The sequence below is a fragment of the Methylibium sp. genome (genome assembly GCF_013817345.1).
Lineage (GTDB): Bacteria > Pseudomonadota > Gammaproteobacteria > Burkholderiales > Burkholderiaceae_C > Methylibium.
This window is the reverse complement of record NZ_JACDCW010000064.1, coordinates 1-25205: the sequence shown is the minus strand read 5'-3', so window position 1 is coordinate 25205 and position 25205 is coordinate 1. Positions and strand designations below refer to the sequence as shown.

Here is a 25205-nt window from a genome sequence, read left to right as displayed (position 1 = left end):
TGCCGGCACCGTGCCTTTGTTTTACCGGTCCGGGCGCAGTTCGCCGTTAAGGCAGATTGCGTCCGGTGCTCCATCAGCCTTATCGGTGTAACGAGCCGAGGGTATTGACAGGAAGACCTGATGCAAACCAATCTACTCAAGCCCAAAGCCATCAATGTCGAGCCGCTGAGTGCAGCGAAGGGCGCTCACCGCGCCAAGGTCACGCTCGAGCCTTTCGAGCGAGGCTACGGTCACACACTGGGCAACGCGCTGCGCCGCGTGTTGTTGTCGTCGATGGTCGGCTATGCGCCTACCGAAGTGACGATTGCCGGCGTGCTGCACGAGTACTCCGCCATCGATGGCGTCCAGGAAGACGTGGTCCACGCCATGCTCAACCTCAAGGGCGTGGTATTTCGCCTGCACAACCGCGACGAGGTCACGCTCGTGTTGCGCAAGGAAGGCGAAGGCCCGGTCGTGGCCGGCGACATCCAGACGCCGCATGACGTGGAGATCATCAACCCGGAGCACGTGATCGCGCACCTGTCGCAGGGCGGCAAGCTCGACATGCAGATCAAGGTCGAGAAGGGCCGCGGCTACGTGCCCGGCACAATGCGCCGCTTCGGCGACGAGCCAACCAAGGCGATCGGCCGTATCGTGCTCGACGCTTCGTTCTCGCCCGTGCGCCGCGTCAGCTACACGGTGGAAAGCGCTCGCGTCGAGCAGCGCACCGACCTCGACAAGCTGGTCATGGAGATCGAGACCAACGGCGCCATCACGCCCGAGGAAGCGATCCGCGCCTCGGCCAAGATCCTGGTCGAGCAGCTTGCGGTGTTCGCGCAGCTCGAAGGCTCTGAAATCAGCGGCATCCTCGACGCTCCGGGCACGCCGCGCAGCTCGCAGTTCGATCCGATCCTGCTGCGTCCGGTCGACGAGCTCGAGCTGACCGTGCGCTCGGCCAACTGCCTGAAAGCCGAGAACATCTATTACATCGGCGACCTGATCCAGCGCACCGAGACCGAGCTGCTCAAGACACCGAACCTCGGCCGCAAGTCGCTCAACGAGATCAAGGAAGTGCTGGCCTCGCGTGGCCTCACGCTGGGCGCGCGGCTGGAGAACTGGCCGCCCCAGGGGCTGGATAAGCGTTAAAGAAGGAAGGGCTGCGATTGCCGCAGCTCCCGGTGCACCCGCCAGTACCTGATCCGGCTGGCGGCAATCAGCAAGTCAAGAAAGGAAAGCACCATGCGTCACCGTCACGGACTCCGCAAACTCAACCGCACTTCCGAGCACCGCCTCGCGATGCTGCGCAACATGGCCAACTCGCTCATCACCCACGAGGCCATAAAAACCACGGTACCAAAGGCCAAGGAACTGCGGCGCGTCGTCGAGCCGCTGATCACCCTGGCCAAGGACGCCACGCTGGCGAACCGCCGCCTGGCCTTCGACCGCACCCGTGATCGCGCCGTCGTCACCAAGCTCTTCGGCGAGTTGGGTCCCCGCTACCAAGCGCGCCCGGGCGGCTACACGCGCATCCTCAAGATGGGGTTTCGCGTCGGCGACAACGCACCCATGGCTTTCGTCGAGCTGGTTGACCGGCCCGAGCCTGCTGCTGCAGCGGCCGACGACAGCGCCGAGTAAAGCCGGCGAGGCGGTCGGCTTGCTCAGCTTGCGAGTCAGCTGCCTGGCTAGCATGGGCAGCTCCAAGCCCGCTCAGCGCGAGGAGAGACAAAGGCCGGCATCAGCCGGCCTTTTGCATGGCGTCCCGGTTTGTTGCGCAGGACCAGCTCACACTGGTGCCAAGCCTGCTTGCCGCCGGCAGGTCTTCGCGGAACACTTGCCCGTCACGGCGGTCAGACTCGTCGGGCTTGCCCAATAGGTGCCGCTGCCTTAGCGGTTGAACGGATCCTCTGATGTCCCTGACTTCTCTGCTGCCGCGTCTGGTATTTGCGCTGCTACTGTGCGCTCCCGGCCTTGCCGCCGCGGCCGAAGACTTCCTGCCGCCCGAGGAGGCCTTCCGCTTCGATGCTCGCGCGATCGATGCGCGCACCGTGGAGATCGGCTTCACCGTCGCCGACGGCTATTACCTCTACCGCGAGCAGTTCGCTTTCGAGGCCGATGACGACACGGTCATGCTGGGCGAGGCGCAGATCCCGCCGGGCAAGATCAAGTACGACGAAACCTTCGGAAAGGACGTCGAGAGCCATCGCGGCCGTCTCACCATTCGCCTGCCGGTGAATGCCGCGCCGGCCGCCTTCACGCTGCGCGTGACCAGCCAGGGATGTGCCGATCAAGGCCTGTGTTATCCACCGATGCAAAGCGTCGCGCGGGTGCAGCTCGCCGGCTTTGGCGGCAACGGCAGCGTCCAGGTGTTGTCGGAGCGCGCCGGCGGCGTTTCCGGCGTGCCGAATGCGGACCGCAGCGGCGGCTCGGCGGCAACCCCCCGGACGACTTTTGGCAGCGGCGAACCCGGCATCGACTCAGCCCTGCGTGGCGGCAGCTTCTGGATCGTCGTTGGCGTGTTCTTCGTCGCTGGGTTGCTGCTGTCATTGACGCCGTGTGTGCTGCCGATGCTGCCGATCCTTTCTTCCATCATCGTCGGGCAGGGCAGCCGGGAGGGCGCGCGCGCGCGCGGCTTTCTCCTTGCACTGACCTATTCGCTGGGCATGGCGCTGGTTTACACCTTGCTCGGCGTGGCTGCGGGCTTGGCCGGCGAGGGGCTGGCGGCCGCGCTTCAGAATCCGTGGGTGCTTGGGAGCTTTGCGGTGCTGCTGAGCGTGCTGGCGCTGTCGATGTTCGACGTTTTCCAGCTGCAGTTGCCGGCTTCCGTGCGCGAGCGGCTCACCACCACTTCGAGCCGCCTGCAAGGTGGCCAGCTTGCTGGCGTGTTCCTGATGGGCGGGCTCTCCGCGCTGATCGTCAGTCCCTGTGTCGCGGCACCGCTGGCCGGCGCCTTGGTCTACATCAGCCAGACCCGCGATGTGGTGCTGGGCGCAACGGCCTTGTTCTCGCTTGCAGCAGGCATGAGCGTGCCCTTGCTGCTGCTGGGTGCCTCAGCGGGAGCACTGTTGCCCGGAGCCGGGCCGTGGATGGGCACGGTCAAGCGCTGCTTCGGGCTGTTGCTGCTGGGCGTCGCCTGGTGGACCGTGGCCCCGGTCCTGCCGGCCGCACTGGTGGTTGCAGGCTGGGGCGTACTGCTGCTCGGTGCCGCAGCCCTGCTCGGCGCGTTCGACCGCCTGCCGCAAGCAGCCGGTGCTACGTCGCGGCTGGGCAAGGCCGGCGGTCTGGCGCTTGCCATTGCCGGCGCCGTACAGATCGTCGGTGCGAGCGCAGGGGCGCATGACCCGCTCCAGCCTTTGCAGCCGTTTGCACGGGGGCCGATTGCGGCGCTTCCATCGGCCTCCCTCGACCCCTCCGGAGCGACGGTGACGCACTCGGCGGGGGGCGTGCTTTTCACGCGGGTCGCGTCCGTCGAGGAACTCGACGCTGTTCTGCGCAGTACAAGCCGGCCGGTGATGCTCGATTTCTATGCGGACTGGTGCATCAGCTGCAAGGAAATGGAGCGTTTCACGTTCACGGACGCGGACGTGCGCGCCCGGCTCGACAAAGCATTGCTGCTGCAGGCAGACGTCACGCTCAACAGCGACGCTGACCGGGCGCTGCTCAGGCGCTTCGGCTTGTTCGGCCCGCCCGGCATCGTTTTCTTCGACGCCGATGGCCAAGAACTCGCAACGCGTGTCATCGGTTATCAGAACGCCAGCCGATTCGCGCAGAGCCTTCAAGCCGCAGGCCTTTGAAGGCGTCGAACACAGCGTCTGGGTGCTATACTTTTCGCTTCAGTCGCGGGGTGGAGCAGTCTGGTAGCTCGTTGGGCTCATAACCCAAAGGTCGCAGGTTCAAATCCTGTCCCCGCAACCAATTTCGAGACCCGCCGACCGCTGCGACAAGCAGACGCTCGGCGGGTTTTTCAATTTCGGCCGAGGGTTTCGCCGGCCCACCGGCAAGAAAGCGCCCACTTTGCAGTGGACGTTTTCATTTGCGAACTGTGTTGCGTCCACACGGGAAATCAAGTGAAGCCGCGCGCCCGAGCGGAGTTGCTGGCGGCTCGAGCAGCTCTCGCATCCGGTTCGTCGTATTCAGTTGCGGTAGCTCGCCCGGCCTTATGGCGCCGTAGGCCGCTGTTGCTCGCCGAGTGCCTGCGCTGAAACAAGCAGCGCGCGTGTGAGCAGCTCGACGCCCTCAGCCTCCAACTCGAGCGGAAACGTCTTGCCGTTGGCCATTGCCAGTTCGAGCAATACCGCGGTGCCGTCATCGGAGAGCACCACTTGCTTGATGCCGGTACAGCGAAGGGGAGCCATGGAGGTCATCGTTGTTCTCTTGCCGAAGTGAAGGTTGCGCATCCTGCCATGCCGCTTGGCGCGCCGAGCTCGGCCTGGAGCTATGCCCGTCGTTCAATCAGCGTGCGATCGCTACGTCACTAGCAGCCGTTGTCGAGGCGCTGTCTGGCTTCTTAGGCACCAGTTCCACGCCATGCCGCACCGCGATGATCTCGGCCAGGATGGCAATGGCGATCTCGGCCGGCGTCTTGCCCCGCAGGGGCAAACCGATCGGCCCGTGCAAGCGTGCAATTTCATCGGGCGTGAGATCAAACAAGGCGAGCCGCTCCTTGCGCTTGGCAGTGTTCCCACGCGAACCCAGGGCGCCGACGTAGAACGCCGGTGATTTCAGCGCTTCGAGCAACACCATGTCGTCGAGCTTGGGATCGTGGGTGAGTGCCACCACAGCGCTGTGCGGGTCGAGCTGCAGTTCCAGCGCCAAGTCATCAGGCATGGACCGGCTGAAGTGCGTGCCGGGCACGTCCCAGACCGTGGCCTCATTCTCGCGGGGGTCGCAGCAGATCACCTCGAAATCCAGTGCCAGGGCCATCTGCGCAAGCAGCCGGGAGAACTGCCCGGAGCCCACGATCAGCAGCCGCCAGCGCGGCCCGAACAGCGCGCGCAACTCCCGACCGTCGAAGCTGAACGCCTCGCCGCGGGCGGCAGCTTCGAGGGTGACGGAGCCGCTGGCGACATCGAGCCGGCGAGCCACCAATTCATGACGGGCCGTGCGAGCCAGAACTTCGTCGATCCATGCGCCGGTTTGCAAGGGCTCCTGCAGCAGACGCAGGTTGCCGCCGCAGGGCAAGCCGAAACGGGCCGCCTCTTCCTTGGTAACACCGTAGGCAACGAGGGTGCAGCGATCGACGCGCTCGCCCGTACGCACGCGCTCGATCAAGTCGTCTTCTACGCAGCCCCCAGAAACCGAACCGCAGACGCGACCGTCGTCGCGCAGGGCCAGCAAGGCTCCGGGCACCCGCGGTGCACTGCCCCATGTTTCGATGACGGTGACGAGCCAGACGCGGTGCCCTGAAGCGAGCCAGTCCCGAGCCTGCGTGAGAACCTGCAGGTCGAGACTGTCCATGGCGATCGGTCAGCGTGGCGCCTTCCGCGCCGACGCGGTCAGTCGGCGGCGCTGTCGGTCGTGACGGCGGCGGCTTCCGCAGCCAGCGCGGCAAGCTTCTTGGCGCGCGGGTTCTTTTCGCACAGCGGCTCGCACACCGGTTGGCTGCGGCCGAGCACCTTTTGCATCGTGCGGCGGTTCGGCGGCTGGTGAGCGCCGCAGAAGAAGCACGACATGGTGTTCGTCGCGCCCGAAAAAGCGCCGGGACGCGGAGAAAACGGCGAGCCCGGGGCTTTGCTGGTGTAGCGCAGTCCGTCTTGCTGAATGCGGGTCGTGGTGTCTTTGCGTGAGGCCATAGGCGCGTATTGTCTCAGGTTGGCAGAGTCCTTGTCCAAACGGGGCAACCCGCAGCGTTGCAGCTGCACGTTCTGTGAGCGTGCGCCCCCTTCGCCCAGTCAGCAGCACCAACCACCCCTCCCGGGCTGCCTAAAGCCATGCCCGGCGGCTCAGTCGTCGATCTCTCGCACCAGTGTTTCAGCCGCTGCTGGAGAAAGATTGAGGAGCTTCGCCACATCGGCCAGGTCATCGGGCAGCGCTGCGTTGTTCCAGCCGTTCTGGGAGTGGCGAGCGAGCCGGATGGCTAGCTCGACGCTGCGCACCTGCGGATGCTCGGCATGGGCGTCGTCGGCGATACGCACCAGAATCGCCGGCAGCGACCAGGCACGCATCAGCGCTTGCTGCAGGGCGGCGAGATCGACACCCAGCACCTCGCGTTGCACTCCGGCCGAGCGAAGGCTTGTATCCGCGCGCTGGCGGGCTTCGATTTCAAGCGCCAGCGCGGGCGCATGGCAGTACAGCAGCATTTCGGCGAAGTCGTGGAGCAGTGCCGCAAGCTGCAGTACCGCGGCGCTTTCGTCCATGCGGTGCACCGCGAAGCCCACCGCGAAGTTGGCGGCGCGATGCGCGCGCAGCACCACGCCCTGCAAGCCGGCGAGTGCCTGCGGTTGGCCGGCCAGCACGTCTTCTACCGTGGGGCTGGCGTCGAACGCCTGGAAGAACGGTGACACCCCCATGATGACCAACGCTGCCGTCACCGTCTCGGGGCCGCTGCGGCCACCTTCGGCATGTCTGGCCCGATGCGCCTGAGACACGGTCGCCAGGAGTTTGAGCGCCATCAAGGGATCACGGCCGACCGGGTCGGCCAACTGGTGCGCGTCGACATCTCCGCGGACTTCTTCCGCTTTGGCCAGCAGGGCCAATTCGTCTGCCGTGCGTGCCTGCACCGGAATTGGCGCGTCGCGAAACCACGTTGTCCAGGCGGCGAGGTCGGTCGGGCGGTGAGTCAGCATGGCACGGGGAAGCGGGTCGGCCTCTTCAAACCGGAGCAGTAGCTGCTTATCGGCGGGCGGGCTCATGGCTTGAGCTTTTGGCTTGCGGGATCGACGGGCTGGGGCAAGCCTCGTTCCCATGGATGTTCGATCGAAACCGGCGGTATCGACGTGAAACGTCGGTCTGCAAGCCCGGCACAATCTGCGGCCCGACACCACCGTTGGCATGAACAAGGCTCTTCGCTGCTGATGACGGCGCCTCATGATCCCGCTCCGCCGGCCGGTCTGCTTCACAGCCTGCGCGACCTGCTGACGCAGCCCGACGAGCCGCTGCCGCCCGGCGACGTGCGCGAGGTCGCGGTCGACGCGCTCGGGCTCATCGGCCTTGGCGCTTTCGTGATGCTGGCCATCACGGTGCTGGCACTGCCTCGCGCTTCCAGCGCCGTCATCGCCGTCTCGGCGCTGTTCGTGGTGTTGCCGCTGCTCCTGCGCGAGTCGGTCAAGCGACGTGTCGGCGTGCTGACTGCGCCATTGACGCTGGCCTGCGTGCTGGCGCTGGGCATCGTGTGGGTGCTCGTGCTCGGCACGCTGCAGGCACTGCAGGCAGCCGTGCTGCTGCTCCCGCTGAGCTTCTTTGCGTTCATGTTCGGCGCGCGCAGCGGCCTGCTGGCCGCGCTGTTGATCGCTGCCGTTGCGTTCGCGCTGGCGTGGTGGCAGAGCGTGGCCGCGCCGAACGCCGTCATCGTGCTCGATCCCTTTAACCAGGCCGGGGTGTTGGCCGGCTTCGGCCTGCTCACCGTGCTGTGCGTGGCCAGCGTGCGCCGCTATGTCGGCCGCACGCACCGGCGTGCCATGGAAGAGCGAGCGCGGCGCGTTCACGATGCGGAGCTGCAGTCGCTCAACGAAAAGCTGCAGCTGGCCATTCAGAGCGGCGACTTCGGCGTCTGGGAGTACGACGTCGCCGCCGGTGCGTTCAGCATCGATGCTCAGCAAAGCCGTATCTACGGCCTGCCCGAGCAGCCACGCAGTGTGAGCACTGACGAGTGGCTGCGCGCAGTGCACCGCGACGACCGGGCCCGGGTGAGGCGCTGGCTCGACGACACAACGCAGGCGCACCTGCCCTACGACATGAGCTTTCGCATCGTGCGGCCCGATCAGGCGGTGCGCTGGCTGCGCAGCATCGGCAAGGCGCAGCTAGACGACGCGGGCCGGGTGGTGCGGGTGGTCGGGCTGGACCGCGACGTCACCGCCCAGGAAGAAGCCGATCTGCGCCTGCGCGCGCTCTCCGAGCGCATGCTATTGGCCACCGGCGCCGCGCAGCTCGGCATCTGGGAGCTCGACGCCCTGAGCGGCACCGTCAGTGCCGACGCTGCGGCGCGCCGCCTGTTCGGCCTGCCGGCCGCGGCCCACGTGGTGCGCGAGGACGTGCGCGCCTGCATCCACCCGGAAGACCAGCCGGTGATCCGCGACCTGGTCGACCAAGGCCTGCACAGCGCCGAGCCGCTCGAGGCGCGGTTTCGGGTGCAGGCGGCGAACGGCAGCGTGCGGTGGCTGCGCTCGGCCGCGTCGATGCCGCGCGACGCCGGCGGCGCGCCTCGCCGCATGGTCGGCGTGTGCTGGGACATCACCCGCGACGTCGAACTGCAGGAAAAACTGGCCGAATCGAGCCGACGCCAGGCCCTGGCGCTGCAGGCGGTGGGCGGCGCCGCCTGGGCGGTGCATGGCGATGACGGCCGGCTGCGCTGGAGCGACCACTGGATCGACCTCTTCGGCGTGACCGGCAGCGCCCCGGCGGAAACCTGGCTCGAGCGCGTGGTGCCCGAAGACAGCGCCGGCACGCGCACACGCTGGCAGCACAGCCTGCGGGCCGGCGCCGAGTCCGAGTTCGCGTGGGAGTTCCGCATCAATCATCCCAGCCGCGGCTTGCGCGTAATGCGCTGCGTCGGGCGCTGCGAGTTCGACACGGCGGCCCGCCTTTCACTGGCTTTCGGCATCGTGCTGGACGTGACCGCTCGACGCGCCGCCGCCGCAGAGGTGCGCCAGCTCACCGAGCGGCTCGACCTGGCCGCTGCCGCCTCGGGCATGGGCACCTGGCAGTACGAGCCGGCCAGTGGCACGCTCGGCTGGGATCGCCGCCACGCGCGGTTGCTCGGTCTGTGGGGCGACGACGAGCCCGACCACGGCGACGGCGCAGGTGCTCGCGGAGCCGACCTGGCCGTCTGGCAGCAGCGCGTGGCCGAGGGAGACCGCGCTGCGCTGCTGGCGCTCGTGCAGGGCTCGCCCGGCGCGCCCGAGCGCATCGAAATCGATCTGCTGCCGCAGCCCGGTCAAGCGCAGGGCCGGCGCTTGCGCGTCATGGCGCAGGCTGTGCACGACGAGCGCGGCACCCTGCTCAAGCGCGCCGGCGCCGCCTTCGACATCACCCGGGAATGGCACGCGCAGCAGGCGATCGAGCGGGCACGGCAGGAGGCCGAGGCGGCGAGCCGCAGCAAGAGCGCTTTCCTCGCCAACATGAGCCACGAGATCCGCACGCCCATGAATGCGGTGATCGGCCTGACCGGCCTGCTGCTCGACACGGTGCGCGATCAGCCGGCGCGCGACTACGCGGCGAAGGGCCACGCCGCCGCGCGCAGCCTTCTGGCCGTGCTCGACGATGTGCTCGATCTATCCAAGATCGAGGCCGGCAAGCTCGAACTCGAACGCACGGAATTCCGCATTGCCGACGTGCTGGCCAGCGTGCGCGACCTGCTGGCTCACGCCGCCGAGGCCAAGCGGCTGCCGCTGCGAATTGAGGTGGCCGAAAGTCTGGGACAGTGGTGGTCGGGCGACCGCACGCGGCTGCAACAGATTCTGCTCAACCTGGGCTCGAACGCCGTCAAGTTCACCGAACGCGGCGAGGTGGTGCTGCGCGCCGGCGCGGCCGGCTCGCACGGCGGCGGCACGGCGGCGCAGACCCTTCGCTTCGAGGTCGAGGACAGCGGCATCGGCATGAGCGCCGAGGCGCAGGCGCGCATCTTCGACGCTTTCGAGCAGGCCGACGTATCGACCAGCCGGCGCTTCGGCGGCACCGGCCTGGGCTTGACCATTTGCCGCCACCTGGTCGCTCGGATGGGAGGCGAACTCGGGCTGACCTCGGTGCCCGGCCGCGGCACGCGCATGTGGTTCACGCTGGCTCATCTGCAGCCGACAACGCGGCAAGGCCGCGCCGAGCCGCCGAGCGGCGCCAGCGCCGCAGCACTGGTCGAGGCGCCCTCGCGGCTGACCGGTGCGCGCGTGCTGCTCGTGGAGGACAACGAACTCAACCGGCTGGTCGGTGCGGCGATGCTCGAGCAGCTCGGGGCGCAGGCGCTGGTCGTGGACTCGGGCGAGGCCGCGCTGGCGTTGCTGCAGGCGCAGGCGGTCGACGTGGTGCTCATGGACATCCAGATGCCGGGCATGGACGGCCTGGAAGCGACACGGCGCATCCGCGCCATGCCCTTGCCCGCCGCGCAGTTGCCGATCATTGCGATGACGGCACACGCTATGAGCGGCGACCGCGAGCTCTCGCTCGCTGCCGGGATGAACGACCACGTGACCAAGCCGATCGAGCGGGAGGCGCTCGGGGCGGTGCTGGAGCGGTGGTTGAGCGAGGGCAGCGGCAGCACGCCGTAGTCGCCCGCGCAGCCGATAGAGGCTGCGCACTAGTTCACGAGAGGCGCCGGTTCCACCGCTCGTGGCCGACAAGCGGCGGCGAAGCGAGGACGACTGGTCGAGCGTTTGCGACCCGACTCTTGATACTTCGCAGCACCTTGAGGGCGCACATTTCATGAAACCTGTTCACAGAACGCACGGCTCGAATCGGGGCTTCACGTTGATCGAAGTGATGATCGCCGTGGCCATCGTCGGCATTCTCGTGACCATCGCGTTGCCGAGCTACCGCGACTACATCATTCGAGGGCAACTCGTCGATGGCAGCAACGGCTTGGCCAGCATGCGCGCCGAGATGGAGCGTCACTTCCAGGACAACCGGACGTTCGCGACGGTGACGGGCACGCCGACCTTCACGACGCCTTGCGCACAGCCCGTCGCGCAGCGCACCTTTAACAACTTCGTTGTCGATTGCTCGGTGACCCCCACGCCGACTGCCTACACGCTGCGCGCCACGGGCAGTGGTCCGGTCGCCGGTTTCGTCTTCACGGTCACGCAGCAGGACGTTCGCGCCACCACGGCCCCGACCGGCTGGGGTAATAGCACCTCGTGCTGGGTGCTCAGGCGAGGCCAGACATGCTGAGCCGCGGCGCCTGCCGGCACCGCGGCTTCACCGTGTTGGAGCTGATGGTGGTTACCACCGTCATCGCAATCCTGCTCATGGTGGCCGTGCCCGGCATGCAGAGCTGGCTGATGAACGGCCGTGTGCGAACCACGGCGGAGGCGCTGCAGAACGGGTTGAGGCTGGCGCAGGCCGAGGCGGTACGGCAAAGCCGCCAAGTGGTGTTCATGCTGACCGACGACGCGCCCAGCGACACATCGGCGGTCAATGACAACGGCAGCAATTGGGCCATCGTGACTGTGCCTCTGCTTGGCGGAGATACCGCCCAGTTCGTGCGGGGCGGTGCGCTTGCAGACGTTGCGAGCGGAGTCGAAATCACCGGGTCCACCGGCGCAGAGTCGATCTGCTTCAACTCCCTGGGCAGTCTGGCAGTCAATGCCTCACCAGGGCCCACCGGGGCAGTGTGCACTGTGGACGCCGCGGCCCCCACCGTCACCTACGACATCGAAATGACCGGCGCCGACCGTCCGCTGCGTGTGCTCGTCTCGATCGGCGGTCGGGTGCGCATGTGCGATCCCGCCAAGGCCCTTGCAACCAATCCGGATGGCTGTCCCCCAACATGAAGCGCTCTTCCTACCGCCCGCCGCAGGCCGGCATGATGCTCATCGAAGTGCTGGTGTCGATCCTGATTTTCTCGTTCGGCATCCTCGGCACGGTGGCCCTGCACGCGCGGGCTATCCAGTACTCGGGCAATGCCGAGGACCGCAGTCGCGCATCGTTGCTGGCCAACGAGATCGCCTCGGCGATGTGGACCAGCGGCACGGCCACGCTGCCGACGGCCGTGACGACCGCCTGGAACACGCGGGTGGGTGATGCGGTCGCCACCGGTCTGCCCGGGGGGGTCGGCACGGTGGCCGTGGATGCGGATGGCGTTGCAACGATCACTGTCACCTGGCAACCCACTTTTGCAGCCGCAGGTGCCACGAACCGTCTTGTCACACAGATCGTCGTGCCGCCGGCCGCCGTGCTGCCATGAAGCCGCGCACCACTCCTTCGCTGCGCCGGGGCACGCGCGGCTTCTCCTTGATCGAGCTGATGGTCGGCGTCGCGATCGCGCTCGTGGTCACGTTGGTGATCTTCAGCGTGTTGAGCGTCAGCGAAAGCCGCAGGCGGACCACGTCTTCGCTCAACGACATCGGCCAGAGCGGCAGCTATGCGACCTACCTGCTCGACCGTGCGATCCGCAGCGCGGGCTCCGGCTTGACCAGCCGGTGGGACGAGACTATCGGCTGCCTCATCAATGCGAGCCGCAGCAGCACGCAGATCCTGCCGCGAACCGCGGCGCTGCCGGCGCCGTTTGCCGCAGTCACCGCCGATCTGAGGCTGGCGCCTGTCGTCATTGCCGAGGGTCAGTCGGCCGCCGGATCGGACGTGCTGATGGTGATGGCGGGCAGCTCCGGGTTCGGCGAGGTGGCGGCGCAGGCCGAAGGCCCCACCCTCGTCGCCGACGGTCCGGGGGTGCTTCTCCGCAACACGATCGGCTTCGGCGGCGGCGACCTCGTGTTGCTCGCGAATCAGCCGGATTGCCTTCTTTCGCAGGTCGAAGCCACTCAGGCTGGCACGGCGGTTCCCAAGGATGCATCCTCGCTCGTTCACGGCGCGGACCCACGGCTGCTGCTTGACGGCGCCTACTACACGGCGTCCGGCAGCACCGTGAACTTGGCGGACATCACCGATACGGCTGTTGCCGCGAGCATCGGCAACGTCGCCGCTGCGAACCCGCCGCAGTTCCGTCTCTACGGCGTCGGTGACAACCAGACGCTCTTCAGCTACGACCTGCTGCGCATCGACGGCTCCGACGCCGCCTTGCCGATTGCCGAAGGCGTCATGCAGCTGCGCGCGGTCTATGGCGTGGATACGGACAACGACCGTGTGCTCGACGCCTGGGTGGCACCGACCGGAACGACATGGGGGGCAGACGCGCTGCTGTCACCGGCTGGAGCCGCCAACCTGCGCAACATCCTGGCGGTCCGCTTCGCCGTGGTGCTGCGCAGCTCGCTGGTCGAGCGCACCGATGTCGCGCCAGCCTCGCTGCCGCTGTTCGCCGACCTGCCCGACGTTGCCACCACCGTGACGATCGCAACTGGCGAGCGCAACTTCCGCTACCGCGTGATCGAGTCCACGATTCCTTTGCGCAATACGTTGCTGCTGCCCGCGCTATGACCACCAACCGCCTTTGCACGACGCGCGTCCATCAACGGGGCGCCGTGTTGATCCTCAGCCTGATCATCCTGGTCGTGCTGTTGGGAGCCAGCGCCGCGCTGGTCCGGTCGATGGACACATCGATGTTTCTGGCAGGCAACCTGGCGTTCAAGCGGGACTTGATGAACCAAGCCGAGCGTGCGGTGCCGGTGGTGCTCGACGCTTTGACCACCGGCGCTCTCGGTACAGCGGCGGCGCGGGCCAACAATGTCGAGACCAGCAACTACAGCGCCACAGTTTTACCCAGTACAGATCAAGGCATTCCTGACGCATTGCTGCTGAGCGATACGGCTTTCGAAGCTCTGCCATATGCCACCGCAGGAAATGACATCGACGTCGCCGCACAGGCTGTGACCATCCGCTACGTGATCGATCGACTGTCCGTCGCCACAGGCGAGGAAAGCACGCTGGGCGACTCGTATGTCACCGCAGGCAACACGGCACCGAAGGGCGGCAGCGGCTCGCAGCTCAGGCGCAGCGAGGATGCTGCGGCTGCGGCTCCTGTTGCAGGGTCGCCGACTTCGCCCACAGCGGGTGCCGTCACGCCACAAGCGGTTTATCGAATCAGCCTGCGAGTGACCGGTCCCCGCGACACCCAAGCGTTCCTGCAAACCACCTTGACTCGTTGAGCCGGAGCGTCACCATGGCAAACCCCTTCCTGTTGCTGGCTCGTCCGATCGCTTTGTTGAGAGCAACGGCGGTGCCCGTGTTGGCGACGCTGCTCGGCGCTTCCGCGCTGGCCTCGACGAACCTCGCCGACCAGCCGCTGTTCAGCAACAAGGCCGTGCCAGGCAATCTGGCGCTGGCCTTGTCGGTGGAGTTTCCGACCGCCATCAGCGTCGCAAACTTCGGTCCGTACACGACAACCAAGCCGTTTCTCGGGTACTTCGACCCGAAGAAGTGCTACAGATACAACAACGCCGAAGGTGTCGCCGAAGCAGACCGCTACTTCTATCCCGTCGGCCTTGCCAGCGCCACCTTTACCTGCTCAGGCGAATGGAGCGGCAGCTTCCTGAACTGGGCGACGATGCAGACGATCGACCCGTTTCGTTGGGCGCTGACGGGAGGCTATCGAGTCAAGGACACACCGACGCTAACCGTGATCGAGAAGGCTTGGGCTTCCGGGCAGGGCGGTACGGGAAACTTCCCCAATCGCACCACTTCGGGCAGTGCATTGGTCGCGGGCGCCACTCCCCTGGATTGGGACAGGTTCAGGATGCGCATCCAGGGCCTCGGCAACAAGATGCGCTTCACGGACGATGGCGATGTCAATTCTCCCGGCGGTGACCTGAGGGAATACCGGACTGGCCGAAACGACGAGGAAAGCGTCTATGAAGTGAACGTGCGCGTGAAGGTCTGCGACCCCTCGGTGGTTTCAGGCAACGTGGCGGCCAGTGTCGAGCCCAACTGCAAGGCCTACGGCTCGAACTGGAAGCCCGAAGGCTTGATCCAGAACTACTCCGATCGCATCCGCTACAGCGCGTTCGGCTATCTCAACGACAGCAATATCCAGCGCGACGGAGGCGTCCTGCGAGCGCGGCAGAAGTTCGTCGGCCCGACGGAGCCGCGTCCCGGGCTGTCGGACGCCGCCAATGCGCTCAAGGAGTGGAGCGAGACCGACGGCGTTCTGATTGCCAACCCCGACGCCGCCGATGCGACGGCGACGAATAGTGAGTTTGCTCCCAGCATTGCGGTTGCGAAGAGCGGCGTGATCGGCTACCTGAACCAGTTCGGACAGACGCACACCGCCAACGGCTACAAGACGCACGACCCGGTGGGCGAGCTGTATTACGCGGCGGTCCGCTACTTCAAGCACGGGAGTCTCGTCGCACCGACTTGGGATCTGGGCAACGTCCCCGAGTGGACGAATATGACGGGCCAGACGAGCGAAACGAAGACGAGATGGATCGACGGCTTCCCGGTCATCACCCATTGGGACGACCCGATCAAGTACTCCTGCCAGAAGAACTACATCCTCGGCATCGGTGACGTGAACAGCCACGCGGACAAGAACGTGCCGGGCTCCACGTCCTCCGGCAACGAACCGTCCAAACCTACGAAAGTCACCAGCGATCCGACGGTCGACGCGGTAGCGGCGACCAACAAGGTCGGCACGCTCCAGGGGCTGGGCGGAACTCTCGGCAGTGCAACCAACTACGGCGGCTGTTGCAGCGACAACTCTGCGCTGATGGCGGGTGTGGCTTACGACTCGCACACCAAGGACATCCGCCCGGACGATCCTGATGTGGAACAGACCAAGGGCAAACAGACCATCACCACCTATTGGCTCGACGTGCTCGAGTTCCAGACCTACAAAGCCAACAACCAATTCTTTCTCGCGACCAAGTACGGCGGCTTCAAGGTGCCCGAAGGCTATGACCCGGATGCTGCGACCACGGGCCCGGCCGAGGAGCTGTGGCACACCAACGGCGAAACGCTGACAGGTGCGGGCGGCAGCAACAAGCGGCCGGACAACTACTTCTACGCTTCCCGCGCAGACGAAATGATCGCCGGCTTGAACAGTGCGTTCGCCAGCATCGCAAGCGACCTGAAAGCGTTCACGACTTCATTCTCGACCGCATTGCCGCAATTGACCGCCAGCGGCAACGCGAGCTTCAGCGCCTCTTTCGATGCCGAAAACTGGACAGGCGAACTCGAAGCCAGTGAATTGACGTTCTCGACGACCACGCAGGAGCCCTCGCTCACATCGCGGTGGAAGGCTAGTGCAAAGCTGTCCGAGCAACTCGACGGAACCGGGTGGAATCTCGATCGACGAGTGATCACTTGGGACGGCAGCGTGGGTAAGCCGTTTCGGGCGAGCGGCGCGGCGACGGTATCTCCCGCCCAACTCGCCTTGCTTGAAACGACTTATGGCGCCGGCACCGATGCAGCGGAATATCTGAACTACTTGCGTGGCGAACGCAGCAACGAGGCTCCTGCGGGCAAGCGCTACCGGCCTAGAACCGGACTGCTCGGTGACATTTCAGGCTCCAAGTCGATGGCGGTGGGTCCCCCTAGCTTTCCGTACTCGGACGCGACGAACCCGGGCTACAGCAATTTCAAGACCGCTTACGCCGGCCGCCCACGAATGGTCTACGTCGGTGCGAACGACGGCATGCTGCACGCCTTCAACGGCAGCCTTACGGGCGCGGATGCCGGCAGAGAAGTGTTTGCCTATGTGCCGAGCGCGCTGTTCGCCGGACCGAGTTCGCCGAGCACGCCAGAAACCGACGGCCTTGCCGCGTTGGGCAAGAGCACATTCGAACACCACTTCTATGTCGATGCCACCGCCGAAGTGTTCGATATCGATCTTGGCCGCACGGGCGGGCCGACGCCCGGAACACCGGACTGGCGCTCCGTGCTGATCGGCGGTCTTGGCAAGGGCGGCATGAGCTACTACGCATTGGACGTGACCGACCCGGCATCGCTCTCATCGGAGGCGACGGTGGCTGCGAAGGTCATGTGGGAATATCCCAATGCCACGGTGTCGGCCGAAGACAAGGCGCGAATGGGATTCAGCTACGGTCAACCGGTTGTCACCAAAACCGCCAAATGGGGCTGGGTCGTGGTGTTCGCCTCGGGTTACAACAACAGCGACGGCCAAGGCTACTTTTTCTTCGTCAACCCGAAGACGGGCGCCTGGCTGGAAACCGTTTCGACCGGCGTCGGCACAGTGGCAGCACCGGCCGGCATGGCTCATGCTCAGTCGCACGTGCGCAACGTCACCGACAACACTGCGGACTCCATCTATGCGGGCGATCTGCTCGGCAACGTGTGGCGACTCGATGTCCGGCAGGCGACTGGCGACTATCAGGCGGCGACGGGCAGCGCCGGTGCGCCGCTCGGCAACCCGGCGAGGCTCGCCTCGCTGACGACGGCCGGCAATGTCGTGCAGCCAGTGACGACGCGACCGCTCGTGGAGATTCATCCCCGCACTAACAAGCGCTACATTCTGATCGGAACGGGCCGCCTGCTCGCCGACACCGATATTGCAGACGCTCAACCCCAGACCTTCTATGCCATCAAGGACGGCACAGCGTCGGCATTCAACCTCTCCGCTCCCGCCGGTGTGACGTTTCCCGCCACCCGCAGCGCCATGGTGAACAACAGCACGACCTTGTTGACAGGCTTCACGGCGGACGCCACGAAGCCCATGGGCTGGTATGTCGATCTCGGCAGTGGCGTCGGCGGCATCGGCTGGCGCATGCTGACTGACCCCTCCAGCTTCTTCGGAGTGGTTTCCTTCGTATCGACGTTGCCCAGCGGCAACGCCTGTGCCCCGTCCGGCAACAGCCGCGTCTATGCGGCTGATTACGACACGGGCGAATCCGCGGTGACGACAACGACGACCGTGGGCGGGCTCACGGTCGTGACGCCGATCGCATATTCGACGGCAATCGCCGGCGTGGTGACGGACCAGAAATTCGTCAGCTTGGACGGTAAATCCGTGCTGCTCGGCGGTGGAAATACCGGCGCGGTGGGAAGGATCGAGACTAAGGCGCTCGGCAACCTGCCGCTGCGACGGCTGAACTGGCGTGAACTCTCGACGGCGCAGTGATCTCGCACGCTCGCCGAGCGAGCGAGCGGCGCGGGTGCCGTGCAGGTGAACTGAGCGTCGATCGCTATTCGTCTTCGCGAACCCGGTGCTGCCCCACCAACTGCTGCTGCACCCCCGGCGGCACCGCCTCGTAGTGGCTGAACGCCAGGGTGTATCGCCCCTGTCCCCCGGTCAGCGCATTCAGCCGTGACTGGTAGTTCGCCAACTCCGCCAGCGGCACCAGCCCGCGCACCGAGAGCAGCCCCGCCTGCGGCGCACTGCTGCCGCTGACCTGCCCGCGGCGCGAGGCCAGGTCGCCGGTCAAGTCACCCATGTGGGCCTCGGGCGCGGCGATATCGACGGCGACCACCGGCTCCAGCACGATCGGCTGCGCTTCCTGCATGGCCGCGACGAAGGCTTTCTTGGCGGCGGTCACGAACGCGACTTCCTTGCTGTCCACGCTGTGGTGCTTGCCGTCGTGCACCGTCACGCGCACGTCGAGCACCGGGTAGCCGGCGATCACGCCTTCGGCCATGGCCTGGCGCACGCCTTTCTCGACGGCCGGCATGAACTGCGAAGGGATCACGCCGCCCTTGATGGCATCGACGAACTCGAAGCCGCCGCCGCGGGGCAGCGGCTCCACTCGCAGGTGCACCTCGCCGAATTGCCCGGCGCCGCCGCTCTGCTTCTTGTGGCGGTGCTGGGCGGCTGCCGCCACGGTCACGGTCTCGCGGTAGGCGATCTTCGGCGGGTGCGTGCTGACCTCGAAGCGGTGCTGCTCGCGCATGCGCATCAGCAGCGCGCGCAGGTGCAGTTCGCCCAGGCCCCACACCACCGTCTCGCGTGTGGAGGCGACCTGCTCGATGCGCAGGCAGGGGTCTTCGGAAACCAGCTTCTGCAAGATCTCCCACAGCCGCTGCTCGTCGCCGTGGCGCTGCGGCTCGATCGCCAGGCCGTGCACCGGCACCGGAAAGTCGAGCGGCAGGAGGTGGATGTGGGCGTCTTCGGTGGCGTCGTGCAGCACGGCGTCGAAGTGGATCTCCTCGACCTTGGCCACCGCGCACAGCTCGCCCGGCCCGGCGCTGGGTACTTCGACCAGGGTCTTGCCCTGCAGCAGGAACAGGTGGCCCACCTTGAAGGGCTTTCTTGCATCGCCTACGTACAGCAAGCTGTCTCGCGTGACCGTGCCTTGGTGGATACGAAAGATGCCGAGCTTGCCGACGTAAGGATCGACGGTGAGCTTGAACACGTGCGCCAGCACGTGCAGCGCCGGGTCGGGCTGCGCCAGGATCGGCTGCGCCTCGACGCCTTCGCCGTGAAGGAACTTCGGTGGGTTGCCTTCGCCGGGGTTCGGCATCAGGTCGACGAACACGTCGAGCAGTTCGGCCAGCCCCGCGCCGTTGCGCGCCGAGACGAAGCAGATGGGTATCAGGTGCCCTTCGCGTAGCGCCTGCTCGAGCGGCGCGTGCAGTTCGCGGGGATCGATGTCGCCTGCTTCGAGGTAGCGCTCGACGAAGCCGGCATCGACTTCGACCACCTGCTCGACCAGCGCCCGGTGCGCCGCCTCCACCGAAGAGAAATCTGCCTCGTGGCCGTCTTCGGCGGCGGCGCTGAAGAAGCAGTCGACCACCTCGCTGCCGCCGCCGGCTGGCAGGTTCAGCGGCAGGCATTCGTTGCCGAAGGCCTCGCGCAGCTGCCCGACCAGCGCCGCCAGATCCACGCCTTGCGCGTCGATCTTGTTCACGATGACGACGCGGCACAGACCTCGGCGCGCAGCGGCGTCCATCATCCGCCGCGCGGTGGGCTCGACGCCGGTGGCCGCATCGATGACCACTGCCGCCGTCTCGACCGCCTCCAGCGCCGTCAGCGCCGGGCCGATGAAATCGGGATAACCCGGGGTGTCGATGAGGTGGACGCGGGTGTCGCGGTGCATCAGGTGCACCAGCGTCGTGTTGAGCGAGTGCTGGAACTGGCGCTCGAGGGGATCGTGGTCGCTCACCGTGCTGCCGCGCTCCACGCTGCCGGGCGCGCCGATCACGCCGGCACGGTGTAGCAGGGCTTCTACGAGGGTGGTCTTGCCGGCTGCGCTGGCGCCCAGCAAAGCCAGCGTGCGGATCGCGGTCACATCTACCGCGCGGGGGGCGAGGGGCATCGCGCTCTCCTTCGGCGCGATGCGCCGGTGCTGGGTTCGGGGCAGGACTCGGCGCTAGCCTAAGAGATCAACTGCCGCGACACAAGCGGCAGGGCGATCGGGTGCCCCGAACGCGAGCCCGCCGGGCTACTGGAAGGCCACCTCCGAAAAGCTCCGCAACTTGCGGCTGTGCAACTGGTCGATGCCGTTTCGGCGCAGCAGCTCCACCGCCCGCAGCCCGATGCGCAGGTGCTGGTTGACCCGCTCGCGGTAGAAGTGGTTGGCCATGCCGGGCAGCTTGATCTCGCCGTGCAGGGGTTTGTCGCTCACGCACAGCAGAGTGCCGTAGGGCACGCGGAAACGAAAGCCGTTGGCGGCGATAGTCGCACTTTCCATGTCGAGCGCAATGGCGCGGCTCTGGCTGAAGCGGCGCTCCGGCGTGCGCTGCGGCAGCAGCTCCCAGTTGCGGTTGTCGGTGGAGGCGACGGTGCCGGTGCGCATCACGCGCTTGAGTTCGCTGCGCTCGAGCTGCGTCACGTCGGCCACGGCTTCCTCGAGCGCAAGTTGCACCTCGGCCAGCGGCGGGATCGGCACCCACAGCGGCAGGTCTTCGTCGAGCACGTGGTCTTCGCGCACGTAGCCGTGGGCGAGCACGTAGTCGCCGAGCTGCTGCGTCGTGCGCAGGCCGGCGCAATGGCCGAGCATGATCCAGGCGTGCGGGCGCAGCACGGCGATGTGGTCGGTGATGGTCTTGGCGTTGCTCGGGCCCACGCCGATGTTGACCATGGTGATGCCGGCGCGGTCGTGCCGCACCAGGTGATAGGCCGGCATCTGCGGCAGCCGCGGCGGCGCGGCGCCGAGAAAGTCGCCCGGCTCCAGGGTGCAGCCGGTGCGCCGCGTGACGACGTTGCCGGGCTCGACGAAGGCGACGTAGCTGTCCTCTTCGCCGCTCGTGCCGCCTTCGAACAGCGGCGCGGCGCCGCGGTCGGCCTTCATGAGCTCGTGGCCGAGCTTGATGAACTCGTCGATGTAGAACTGGTAGTTGGTGAACAGCACGAAATTCTGAAAGTGCTCGGGCGTGGTGCCGGTGTAGTGGCGCAGCCGGTGCAGCGAGTAGTCGATGCGTTGCCCGGTGAACAGCGCCAGCGGCTGCGTCACCCGGCCGCCATCGCCGGGCAGCGGCTCGTAGGTGCCGTTGGCGATGCCGTCGTCCATGGCGCCCAGGTCGGGCAGGTCGAACAGGTCGCGCAGTAGCAGGCGCCGGGCGGGGTTGAGCGAGCCTTCGATGTGGTGGTGCTCGGCGAACGAAAAGTGCACGGGGATCGGCTGTGCGCTGCAGCCGACTTCCAGCGCCACGTTGTGGTTGCGCAGCAGCAGCTCGAACTGGATGAGCAAGTAGTCGCCGAACAGGTCGGGCCGCGTCAGCGAGGTTTCGTAGCGGCCGGGGCCGGCGACGAAGCCGTAGGCCAGCGGCGTTTCGGCGCGCGCCACGGTGTCCGTGCGCAGCGCCACGTAGGGGTAGAAGGCGCGCACCCGCTGCGGCAGGTCTTCGCCGGTGATGAAGCGCTGGAGTTGCTCGCTCAGCAGGCTGATGCCAGCGTCGTAGCGCGAGCGCACATCGGCCAGTGCGGCGGCGGCGTCGCGATGGTGCCGGGGCGGGGCGGCGACGGTGGCCGCGAGGGAGGAGGGCGGCGTAAGCATGGCGGCATTTTGCGGCCTGGAACGTGTGGCTGCCGAGGCGGCGACAGCAGCAGCGCGGACTGCTTGGGCGTCGGCAGACTGCACAACTCCTCGACCCGTTCGGGAAGTGCCGCGGCCCGTCGGCTCGGGCCAGCTTTGCGAGCCGCCGCTGGCGGTGGAAGGCGCAACGCACGAGCTTGCTCGCCGCTCGCAGTTGATTGCCCACGCTGCGCAACAGGTAACGTCGCGCCATGCCTACCGCTCCTCGCCACGTGTTGCCGGTCATCGTGGCGGCGCAGTTCTGCGGAACGTCGCTGTGGTTCGCCGTCAACGCGGTCATGCCCGATCTTCAGCGTGCGTTGGGACTGGACGCCGCGGCGGTCGGCACGCTCACGTCGGCGGTGCAGCTCGGCTTCATCGCCGGCACGCTGGTGTTCGCCTTGCTGGCGGTGGCCGACCGCCATTCGCCGCGCCTCGTTTTTCTGCTGTGCGCCGCGGCCGGGGCGCTGTGCAACGCCGCGGTGGCGCTTTGGCCGACGCCCTCGCTCGACTTCGCCACGCTGTGGACGCTGCGTGCGTTGACCGGCTTCTTCCTGGCCGGCATCTACCCGGTGGGCATGAAGATCGCCGCAACCTGGTACCCGCAGGGGCTCGGCCGTGCGCTCGGCTGGCTGATCGGCGCCTTGGTGCTCGGCACGGCCTTGCCGCATGCGTTGCGGGCGATCGGCGCAGTCGGTTCAGAAAGCGCTGCCTGGCAGCCCGTGATGCTGGCGGTGTCGGCCCTGGCGCTGGCCGGCGGGGTGGGTTTGTGGGCCAGCGTGCCCGACGGCGCCCACCTCCCGCGGGCCAGCACGCTGCAGTGGCGCGCGCTCGGCGCGATTGCCACCGAGCCACGGCTGCGTGCTTCGGTGCTCGGCTACTTCGGCCACATGTGGGAGCTGTACACGCTGTGGGTGCTGGTGCCCGCGATCCTGGCGACTCGTCTGGCCGGCGCAGCGGTTTCCTGGGCGGCGTTCGCGGTGATCGGCGTCGGCGCGCTCGGTTGCGTGTTGGGCGGCCAGCTGGCGCTGCGCCTGGGCAGCGCCCGCGTGGCCGGCGCGCAGCTTGCGACCAGCGGGCTGTGCTGCCTGTGCGCGCCCCTCGCCCTGCAGGCCGGCGATGCGGTCTTCGCGACGTGGCTGCTGGTCTGGGGCATCAGCGTGGCGGGCGACTCGCCGCAGTTCTCGGCGCTGACGGCCGGCAACGCGCCGCGCGCGGCGGTCGGCAGCGTGCTCACGCTCGTCAACAGCATCGGCTTTGCGATCTCGATCGTCAGCATTTTTCTCTTCGTCGCCTTGGCGCAGCGCCATGCGCTGGCCTGGCTGTTGCCTGCTCTCGGCTTGGGGCCGGCACTCGGCTTGTGGGCGCTGTGGCCCTTGCTGCGCGAGCAGGGCGTGCCTCGGAAGGCGTAAAGACGCTGGAAGTCGCTACCGCAGGTGCCTTGCTTCGCCCGGCCCCCGGTGCCCAGCGACACCTTCCCAGGCCTCAGCGGCCGAAGCCGGCGGCTTCGAGTCGCAGGTAGGTCTGCTGCAGGTTGCGGGGGTGCGCCTTGGCATAGAAGTCCCAGTCGGCATAGGCCGGCAGGTCGGCGCGCTCCGAGGCTTCGAGCAGGCTGGCGCCGTCGTTGAGCAGATCGGCGGCATGGTGCTCGAGCGCATCGAAGTAGCCGCGCTGCGCGGCGATGGCATTCAGATCCGCCACCGGGCCGTAACCCGGCACGAGCTTCGTGATCGGCAGCGCTTTAAAAGCCGCGAGCGCCTCGCGCCAGCCGGCGGGGTTGGCGTCGCGCAGTTCGGGGATGCGTCGCACCGAAACCAGCGCGCCGCTGAAGACCACGCCGGTGGTCACGTCGATCACGGCCAGGTCGCCCGGTGTCACGCCCCAGCCGCCATGCCAGAGCAGGAGCTTGCGACCGCCGACCTCGCGCGTCTGGGTCGCGGAAATCGTCTGCGTCGGGACCAGCACGTGTGTGCCTTGCATGACCTCCTCGCCCAAAATGCCCCGGAGATTCTTCAAACAGGTGTCGCAGCGGGCCTTGACGAGCCGTGCCGAAGCCTCGTGCGCCAGCACCGGAATGCCGCGCTCGGCGAATGCGGCACTGCCCATCACAAACTCCTGCAGCGGCTGGGTCATGATGGCCAGCAGCACCGGCTTGCCGCCGATGCGCTCGGCCGCGGCGATCAGGCGCTTGCCGTGGGCATAGGAACTGCCGGTGTTGACGACGGTCGTACCACTGTGGCCAACGATGAAGCCGCTGTTGCCGATGACGCCGGCGTTCTCCGGCGCGGCCTCTTCGGTGCCCCCGATCCACGCATAGACGCCGGGCGCAACGACAATCGGATCGTCGTGAGGCGCAGCGTGCAACGCGACCATTTGCAGCGCCGCAACCCATCCGAGGACAAGGCGCTTCGCAAGGCCGGACAAGACCGATCGCTCGATGTTCATGACAGGACGGGACGAAAATGAAACGCAGATTTTTGGTCGGCTGCCTCGGTGCAGCCTTGCTCGTGAGCAGCTTCGCGGTGCGGGCCCAGGCGGTCCCGCCGACGAACCTGCCGAGTATCGCGGTGCTCAACTTCGAACTGGTCGACGACAACCACAATCCCGCGACGAAGGAAGCCACCCAGGCCCGCCTGGTGCGGGCCACCGCGCAGCTTCAGGAAGAGTTGAGCAGTCGCGGCCTGTACCGCGTGGTCGATGCCGGGCCGTCGCAAGACCTGCAGGCCAAGCTGCGCAGCCAGCAGGCCTTTCTCTACCAATGCACCGATTGCGTCCAACAGGTCGGCAAGCTTCTCGGCGCCGACCTGGTGATGACGACCTGGGTGCAGAAGGTGAGCGAACTGATCCTCAATCTCAACGTCGAGATTCACGACATCGGGGCGAAGAAGGTGGTGCTCACCAAGTCGGTCGACATGCGCAGCAACGTCGACGAGTCGTGGAATCGGGCCGTGAGCTATCTGGTGCGCGACATGGTGCAACGTCGGGCGAAGGATCCGCAGTACGGCCTGTGAGTCCGTGGCGCCCGGCGTGCAGGCGGGGCTTTGCCGAACGAAGGGCCGTGCGCGAAGCCGAGGTGCGATCCGGCGCTTTCACTCCCATTCCAGCTCGGCGTAGGCGGCGGTCACGTTGCGCTTGTGGAACACGTCCAACAGCGCCCATTGCGACCGGTTCGGTCCGATGCGTTCGACCGCCTCGCGAAGCGTCAGACCGCTCTTGATCGCCGCCCGCGTGTCGGCCTGCAGGCGCTGCAGATAGCGTTGCTGGGGATCGAGTGCGGCCGGCCAGTCGCTGCCTGGCGCGCCATGCCCCGGGACCACCGTGGCGACGCGCCACCCTCGCAGTTCCTCCAGTGCCGCCAGCCAGCCCTTGAGTTGGCCGTCGAGCACGGGCGTGTGGTCGGTGAACAGCAGGTCGCCGAGCCAAAGCGTGGCCGTGCGTTCATCGAACACGCTCAGGTCCGCATCGGTGTGGGCGGTGGGCCAGGCACGCAGTGTGAGACGCCGGTTGCCCAGATCGAGCTCGAGCGTCGACTCGACGAGCAGCGTGGGCGGCACGATGCGCGCTTGG

Annotated in this window: 20 protein-coding genes and 1 tRNA gene; 13 read left to right on the top strand and 8 right to left on the bottom strand. The window is 67.0% G+C overall.

What is annotated here, in order from left to right; genetic code table 11:
• The first annotated feature begins 120 nt into the window (after positions 1–120).
• From rpoA to H0W40_RS12805, 4 genes are all read left to right on the top strand, one after another.
• Positions 121–1125: a DNA-directed RNA polymerase subunit alpha gene (gene rpoA, locus H0W40_RS12820; protein WP_292446713.1), complete on the top strand. Its 1005-nt coding sequence runs from the start codon at positions 121–123 to the stop codon at positions 1123–1125.
• Positions 1126–1218: 93 nt separating this feature from the next.
• A complete protein-coding gene (rplQ, locus tag H0W40_RS12815; protein ID WP_292446710.1) occupies positions 1219–1614 on the top strand; it encodes a 50S ribosomal protein L17 in 396 nt (131 codons plus the stop codon).
• A gap of 272 nt (positions 1615–1886) precedes the next feature.
• Positions 1887–3770: a protein-disulfide reductase DsbD gene (gene dsbD / locus H0W40_RS12810; RefSeq protein ID WP_292446708.1), complete on the top strand. Its 1884-nt coding sequence runs from the start codon at positions 1887–1889 to the stop codon at positions 3768–3770.
• 44 nt (positions 3771–3814) lie between these two features.
• A tRNA-Met gene (locus tag H0W40_RS12805) sits at positions 3815–3891 on the top strand.
• A 242-nt stretch (positions 3892–4133) separates the two neighbouring features.
• Here the strand turns inward: H0W40_RS12805 and H0W40_RS12800 are convergent.
• The 4 genes from H0W40_RS12800 to H0W40_RS12785 all read right to left on the bottom strand — a co-directional run bounded on the left by H0W40_RS12800 (position 4134) and on the right by H0W40_RS12785 (position 6827).
• Positions 4134–4340 (bottom strand): hypothetical protein, encoded by a 207-nt coding sequence (locus tag H0W40_RS12800; RefSeq protein ID WP_292446706.1) that lies wholly within the window; start codon positions 4338–4340, stop codon positions 4134–4136.
• An 88-nt stretch (positions 4341–4428) separates the two neighbouring features.
• Positions 4429–5433 (bottom strand): XdhC family protein, encoded by a 1005-nt coding sequence (locus H0W40_RS12795; RefSeq protein WP_292446705.1) that lies wholly within the window; start codon positions 5431–5433, stop codon positions 4429–4431.
• A gap of 38 nt (positions 5434–5471) precedes the next feature.
• A complete protein-coding gene (locus H0W40_RS12790; protein ID WP_292446704.1) occupies positions 5472–5768 on the bottom strand; it encodes a hypothetical protein in 297 nt (98 codons plus the stop codon).
• Between the two features lie 150 nt (positions 5769–5918).
• On the bottom strand, positions 5919–6827 hold the full coding sequence (locus H0W40_RS12785; protein WP_292446702.1) for an HDOD domain-containing protein: 909 nt from the start codon (positions 6825–6827) through the stop codon (positions 5919–5921).
• A gap of 162 nt (positions 6828–6989) precedes the next feature.
• On the opposite strand from H0W40_RS12785, the gene H0W40_RS12780 reads away from it, so the two are divergent.
• The 7 genes from H0W40_RS12780 (at position 6990) to H0W40_RS12750 (ending at position 17809) form a co-directional block, all read left to right on the top strand.
• Complete coding sequence (locus tag H0W40_RS12780; protein ID WP_292446700.1) at positions 6990–10391, top strand: PAS domain-containing protein; 3402 nt, start codon at positions 6990–6992, stop codon at positions 10389–10391.
• 154 nt (positions 10392–10545) lie between these two features.
• A complete protein-coding gene (locus tag H0W40_RS12775; protein WP_292446698.1) occupies positions 10546–11010 on the top strand; it encodes a type IV pilin protein in 465 nt (154 codons plus the stop codon).
• Positions 11004–11612, top strand: a complete 609-nt coding sequence (locus H0W40_RS12770) for a GspH/FimT family pseudopilin (protein ID WP_292446696.1) — start codon at positions 11004–11006, stop codon at positions 11610–11612. Before H0W40_RS12775 ends, H0W40_RS12770 begins: the two co-directional genes overlap by 7 nt.
• A 32-nt stretch (positions 11613–11644) precedes the next feature.
• Positions 11645–12025 carry a fimbrial assembly protein gene (locus tag H0W40_RS12765; protein ID WP_292446694.1) on the top strand — a complete coding sequence of 127 codons (381 nt, stop codon included), beginning with the start codon at positions 11645–11647 and terminating at the stop codon, positions 12023–12025.
• Positions 12022–13212: a PilW family protein gene (locus tag H0W40_RS12760; RefSeq protein WP_292446692.1), complete on the top strand. Its 1191-nt coding sequence runs from the start codon at positions 12022–12024 to the stop codon at positions 13210–13212. Before H0W40_RS12765 ends, H0W40_RS12760 begins: the two co-directional genes overlap by 4 nt.
• The gene (locus H0W40_RS12755) at positions 13209–13880 is read left to right on the top strand and encodes a hypothetical protein (protein WP_292446690.1); all 672 of its coding nucleotides are present in this window, start codon (positions 13209–13211) and stop codon (positions 13878–13880) included. The genes H0W40_RS12760 and H0W40_RS12755 overlap by 4 nt, the downstream gene beginning before the upstream one ends.
• A gap of 14 nt (positions 13881–13894) precedes the next feature.
• Positions 13895–17809, top strand: a complete 3915-nt coding sequence (locus H0W40_RS12750) for a PilC/PilY family type IV pilus protein (protein ID WP_292446688.1) — start codon at positions 13895–13897, stop codon at positions 17807–17809.
• A gap of 64 nt (positions 17810–17873) precedes the next feature.
• Here the strand turns inward: H0W40_RS12750 and fusA are convergent, their stop codons facing one another.
• Positions 17874–19940: an elongation factor G gene (gene fusA / locus H0W40_RS12745; RefSeq protein WP_292446686.1), complete on the bottom strand. Its 2067-nt coding sequence runs from the start codon at positions 19938–19940 to the stop codon at positions 17874–17876.
• Positions 19941–20066: 126 nt separating this feature from the next.
• On the bottom strand, positions 20067–21620 hold the full coding sequence (locus tag H0W40_RS12740) for an AMP nucleosidase (RefSeq protein ID WP_292446684.1): 1554 nt from the start codon (positions 21618–21620) through the stop codon (positions 20067–20069).
• A gap of 230 nt (positions 21621–21850) precedes the next feature.
• On the opposite strand from H0W40_RS12740, the gene H0W40_RS12735 reads away from it, so the two are divergent.
• Complete coding sequence (locus H0W40_RS12735; RefSeq protein ID WP_292446683.1) at positions 21851–23050, top strand: MFS transporter; 1200 nt, start codon at positions 21851–21853, stop codon at positions 23048–23050.
• A gap of 73 nt (positions 23051–23123) precedes the next feature.
• Here H0W40_RS12735 and H0W40_RS12730 read toward each other — a convergent pair whose 3' ends face one another.
• Complete coding sequence (locus H0W40_RS12730; protein WP_292446681.1) at positions 23124–24083, bottom strand: MBL fold metallo-hydrolase; 960 nt, start codon at positions 24081–24083, stop codon at positions 23124–23126.
• 17 nt (positions 24084–24100) lie between these two features.
• Between H0W40_RS12730 and H0W40_RS12725 the strand changes: the two genes are divergently transcribed.
• Entirely contained in the window at positions 24101–24649 is a 549-nt protein-coding gene (locus H0W40_RS12725; protein WP_292446679.1) for a DUF3280 domain-containing protein, read from the top strand.
• A gap of 78 nt (positions 24650–24727) precedes the next feature.
• Here the strand turns inward: H0W40_RS12725 and H0W40_RS12720 are convergent.
• A partial coding sequence (locus H0W40_RS12720; RefSeq protein ID WP_367153809.1) for an MBL fold metallo-hydrolase occupies positions 24728–25205 on the bottom strand: 478 nt, incomplete at its 5' end.

What these genes read in the sequence shown, in the direction of transcription:
- H0W40_RS12785 (WP_292446702.1), bottom strand. Translation starts at nt 6,827, where the DNA reads ATGAGCCCGCCCGCCGATAAGCAGCTACTGCTCCGGTTTGAAGAGGCC.
- H0W40_RS12790 (WP_292446704.1), bottom strand. Translation starts at nt 5,768, where the DNA reads ATGGCCTCACGCAAAGACACCACGACCCGCATTCAGCAAGACGGACTG.
- H0W40_RS12750 (WP_292446688.1), top strand. Translation starts at nt 13,895, where the DNA reads ATGGCAAACCCCTTCCTGTTGCTGGCTCGTCCGATCGCTTTGTTGAGA.
- H0W40_RS12730 (WP_292446681.1), bottom strand. Translation starts at nt 24,083, where the DNA reads ATGAACATCGAGCGATCGGTCTTGTCCGGCCTTGCGAAGCGCCTTGTC.
- fusA (WP_292446686.1), bottom strand. Translation starts at nt 19,940, where the DNA reads ATGCCCCTCGCCCCCCGCGCGGTAGATGTGACCGCGATCCGCACGCTG.
- rplQ (WP_292446710.1), top strand. Translation starts at nt 1,219, where the DNA reads ATGCGTCACCGTCACGGACTCCGCAAACTCAACCGCACTTCCGAGCAC.
- rpoA (WP_292446713.1), top strand. Translation starts at nt 121, where the DNA reads ATGCAAACCAATCTACTCAAGCCCAAAGCCATCAATGTCGAGCCGCTG.
- H0W40_RS12770 (WP_292446696.1), top strand. Translation starts at nt 11,004, where the DNA reads ATGCTGAGCCGCGGCGCCTGCCGGCACCGCGGCTTCACCGTGTTGGAG.
- H0W40_RS12780 (WP_292446700.1), top strand. Translation starts at nt 6,990, where the DNA reads ATGACGGCGCCTCATGATCCCGCTCCGCCGGCCGGTCTGCTTCACAGC.
- H0W40_RS12795 (WP_292446705.1), bottom strand. Translation starts at nt 5,433, where the DNA reads ATGGACAGTCTCGACCTGCAGGTTCTCACGCAGGCTCGGGACTGGCTC.
- H0W40_RS12735 (WP_292446683.1), top strand. Translation starts at nt 21,851, where the DNA reads ATGCCTACCGCTCCTCGCCACGTGTTGCCGGTCATCGTGGCGGCGCAG.
- dsbD (WP_292446708.1), top strand. Translation starts at nt 1,887, where the DNA reads ATGTCCCTGACTTCTCTGCTGCCGCGTCTGGTATTTGCGCTGCTACTG.
- H0W40_RS12740 (WP_292446684.1), bottom strand. Translation starts at nt 21,620, where the DNA reads ATGCTTACGCCGCCCTCCTCCCTCGCGGCCACCGTCGCCGCCCCGCCC.
- H0W40_RS12775 (WP_292446698.1), top strand. Translation starts at nt 10,546, where the DNA reads ATGAAACCTGTTCACAGAACGCACGGCTCGAATCGGGGCTTCACGTTG.
- H0W40_RS12765 (WP_292446694.1), top strand. Translation starts at nt 11,645, where the DNA reads ATGATGCTCATCGAAGTGCTGGTGTCGATCCTGATTTTCTCGTTCGGC.
- H0W40_RS12800 (WP_292446706.1), bottom strand. Translation starts at nt 4,340, where the DNA reads ATGACCTCCATGGCTCCCCTTCGCTGTACCGGCATCAAGCAAGTGGTG.
- H0W40_RS12755 (WP_292446690.1), top strand. Translation starts at nt 13,209, where the DNA reads ATGACCACCAACCGCCTTTGCACGACGCGCGTCCATCAACGGGGCGCC.
- H0W40_RS12760 (WP_292446692.1), top strand. Translation starts at nt 12,022, where the DNA reads ATGAAGCCGCGCACCACTCCTTCGCTGCGCCGGGGCACGCGCGGCTTC.
- H0W40_RS12725 (WP_292446679.1), top strand. Translation starts at nt 24,101, where the DNA reads ATGAAACGCAGATTTTTGGTCGGCTGCCTCGGTGCAGCCTTGCTCGTG.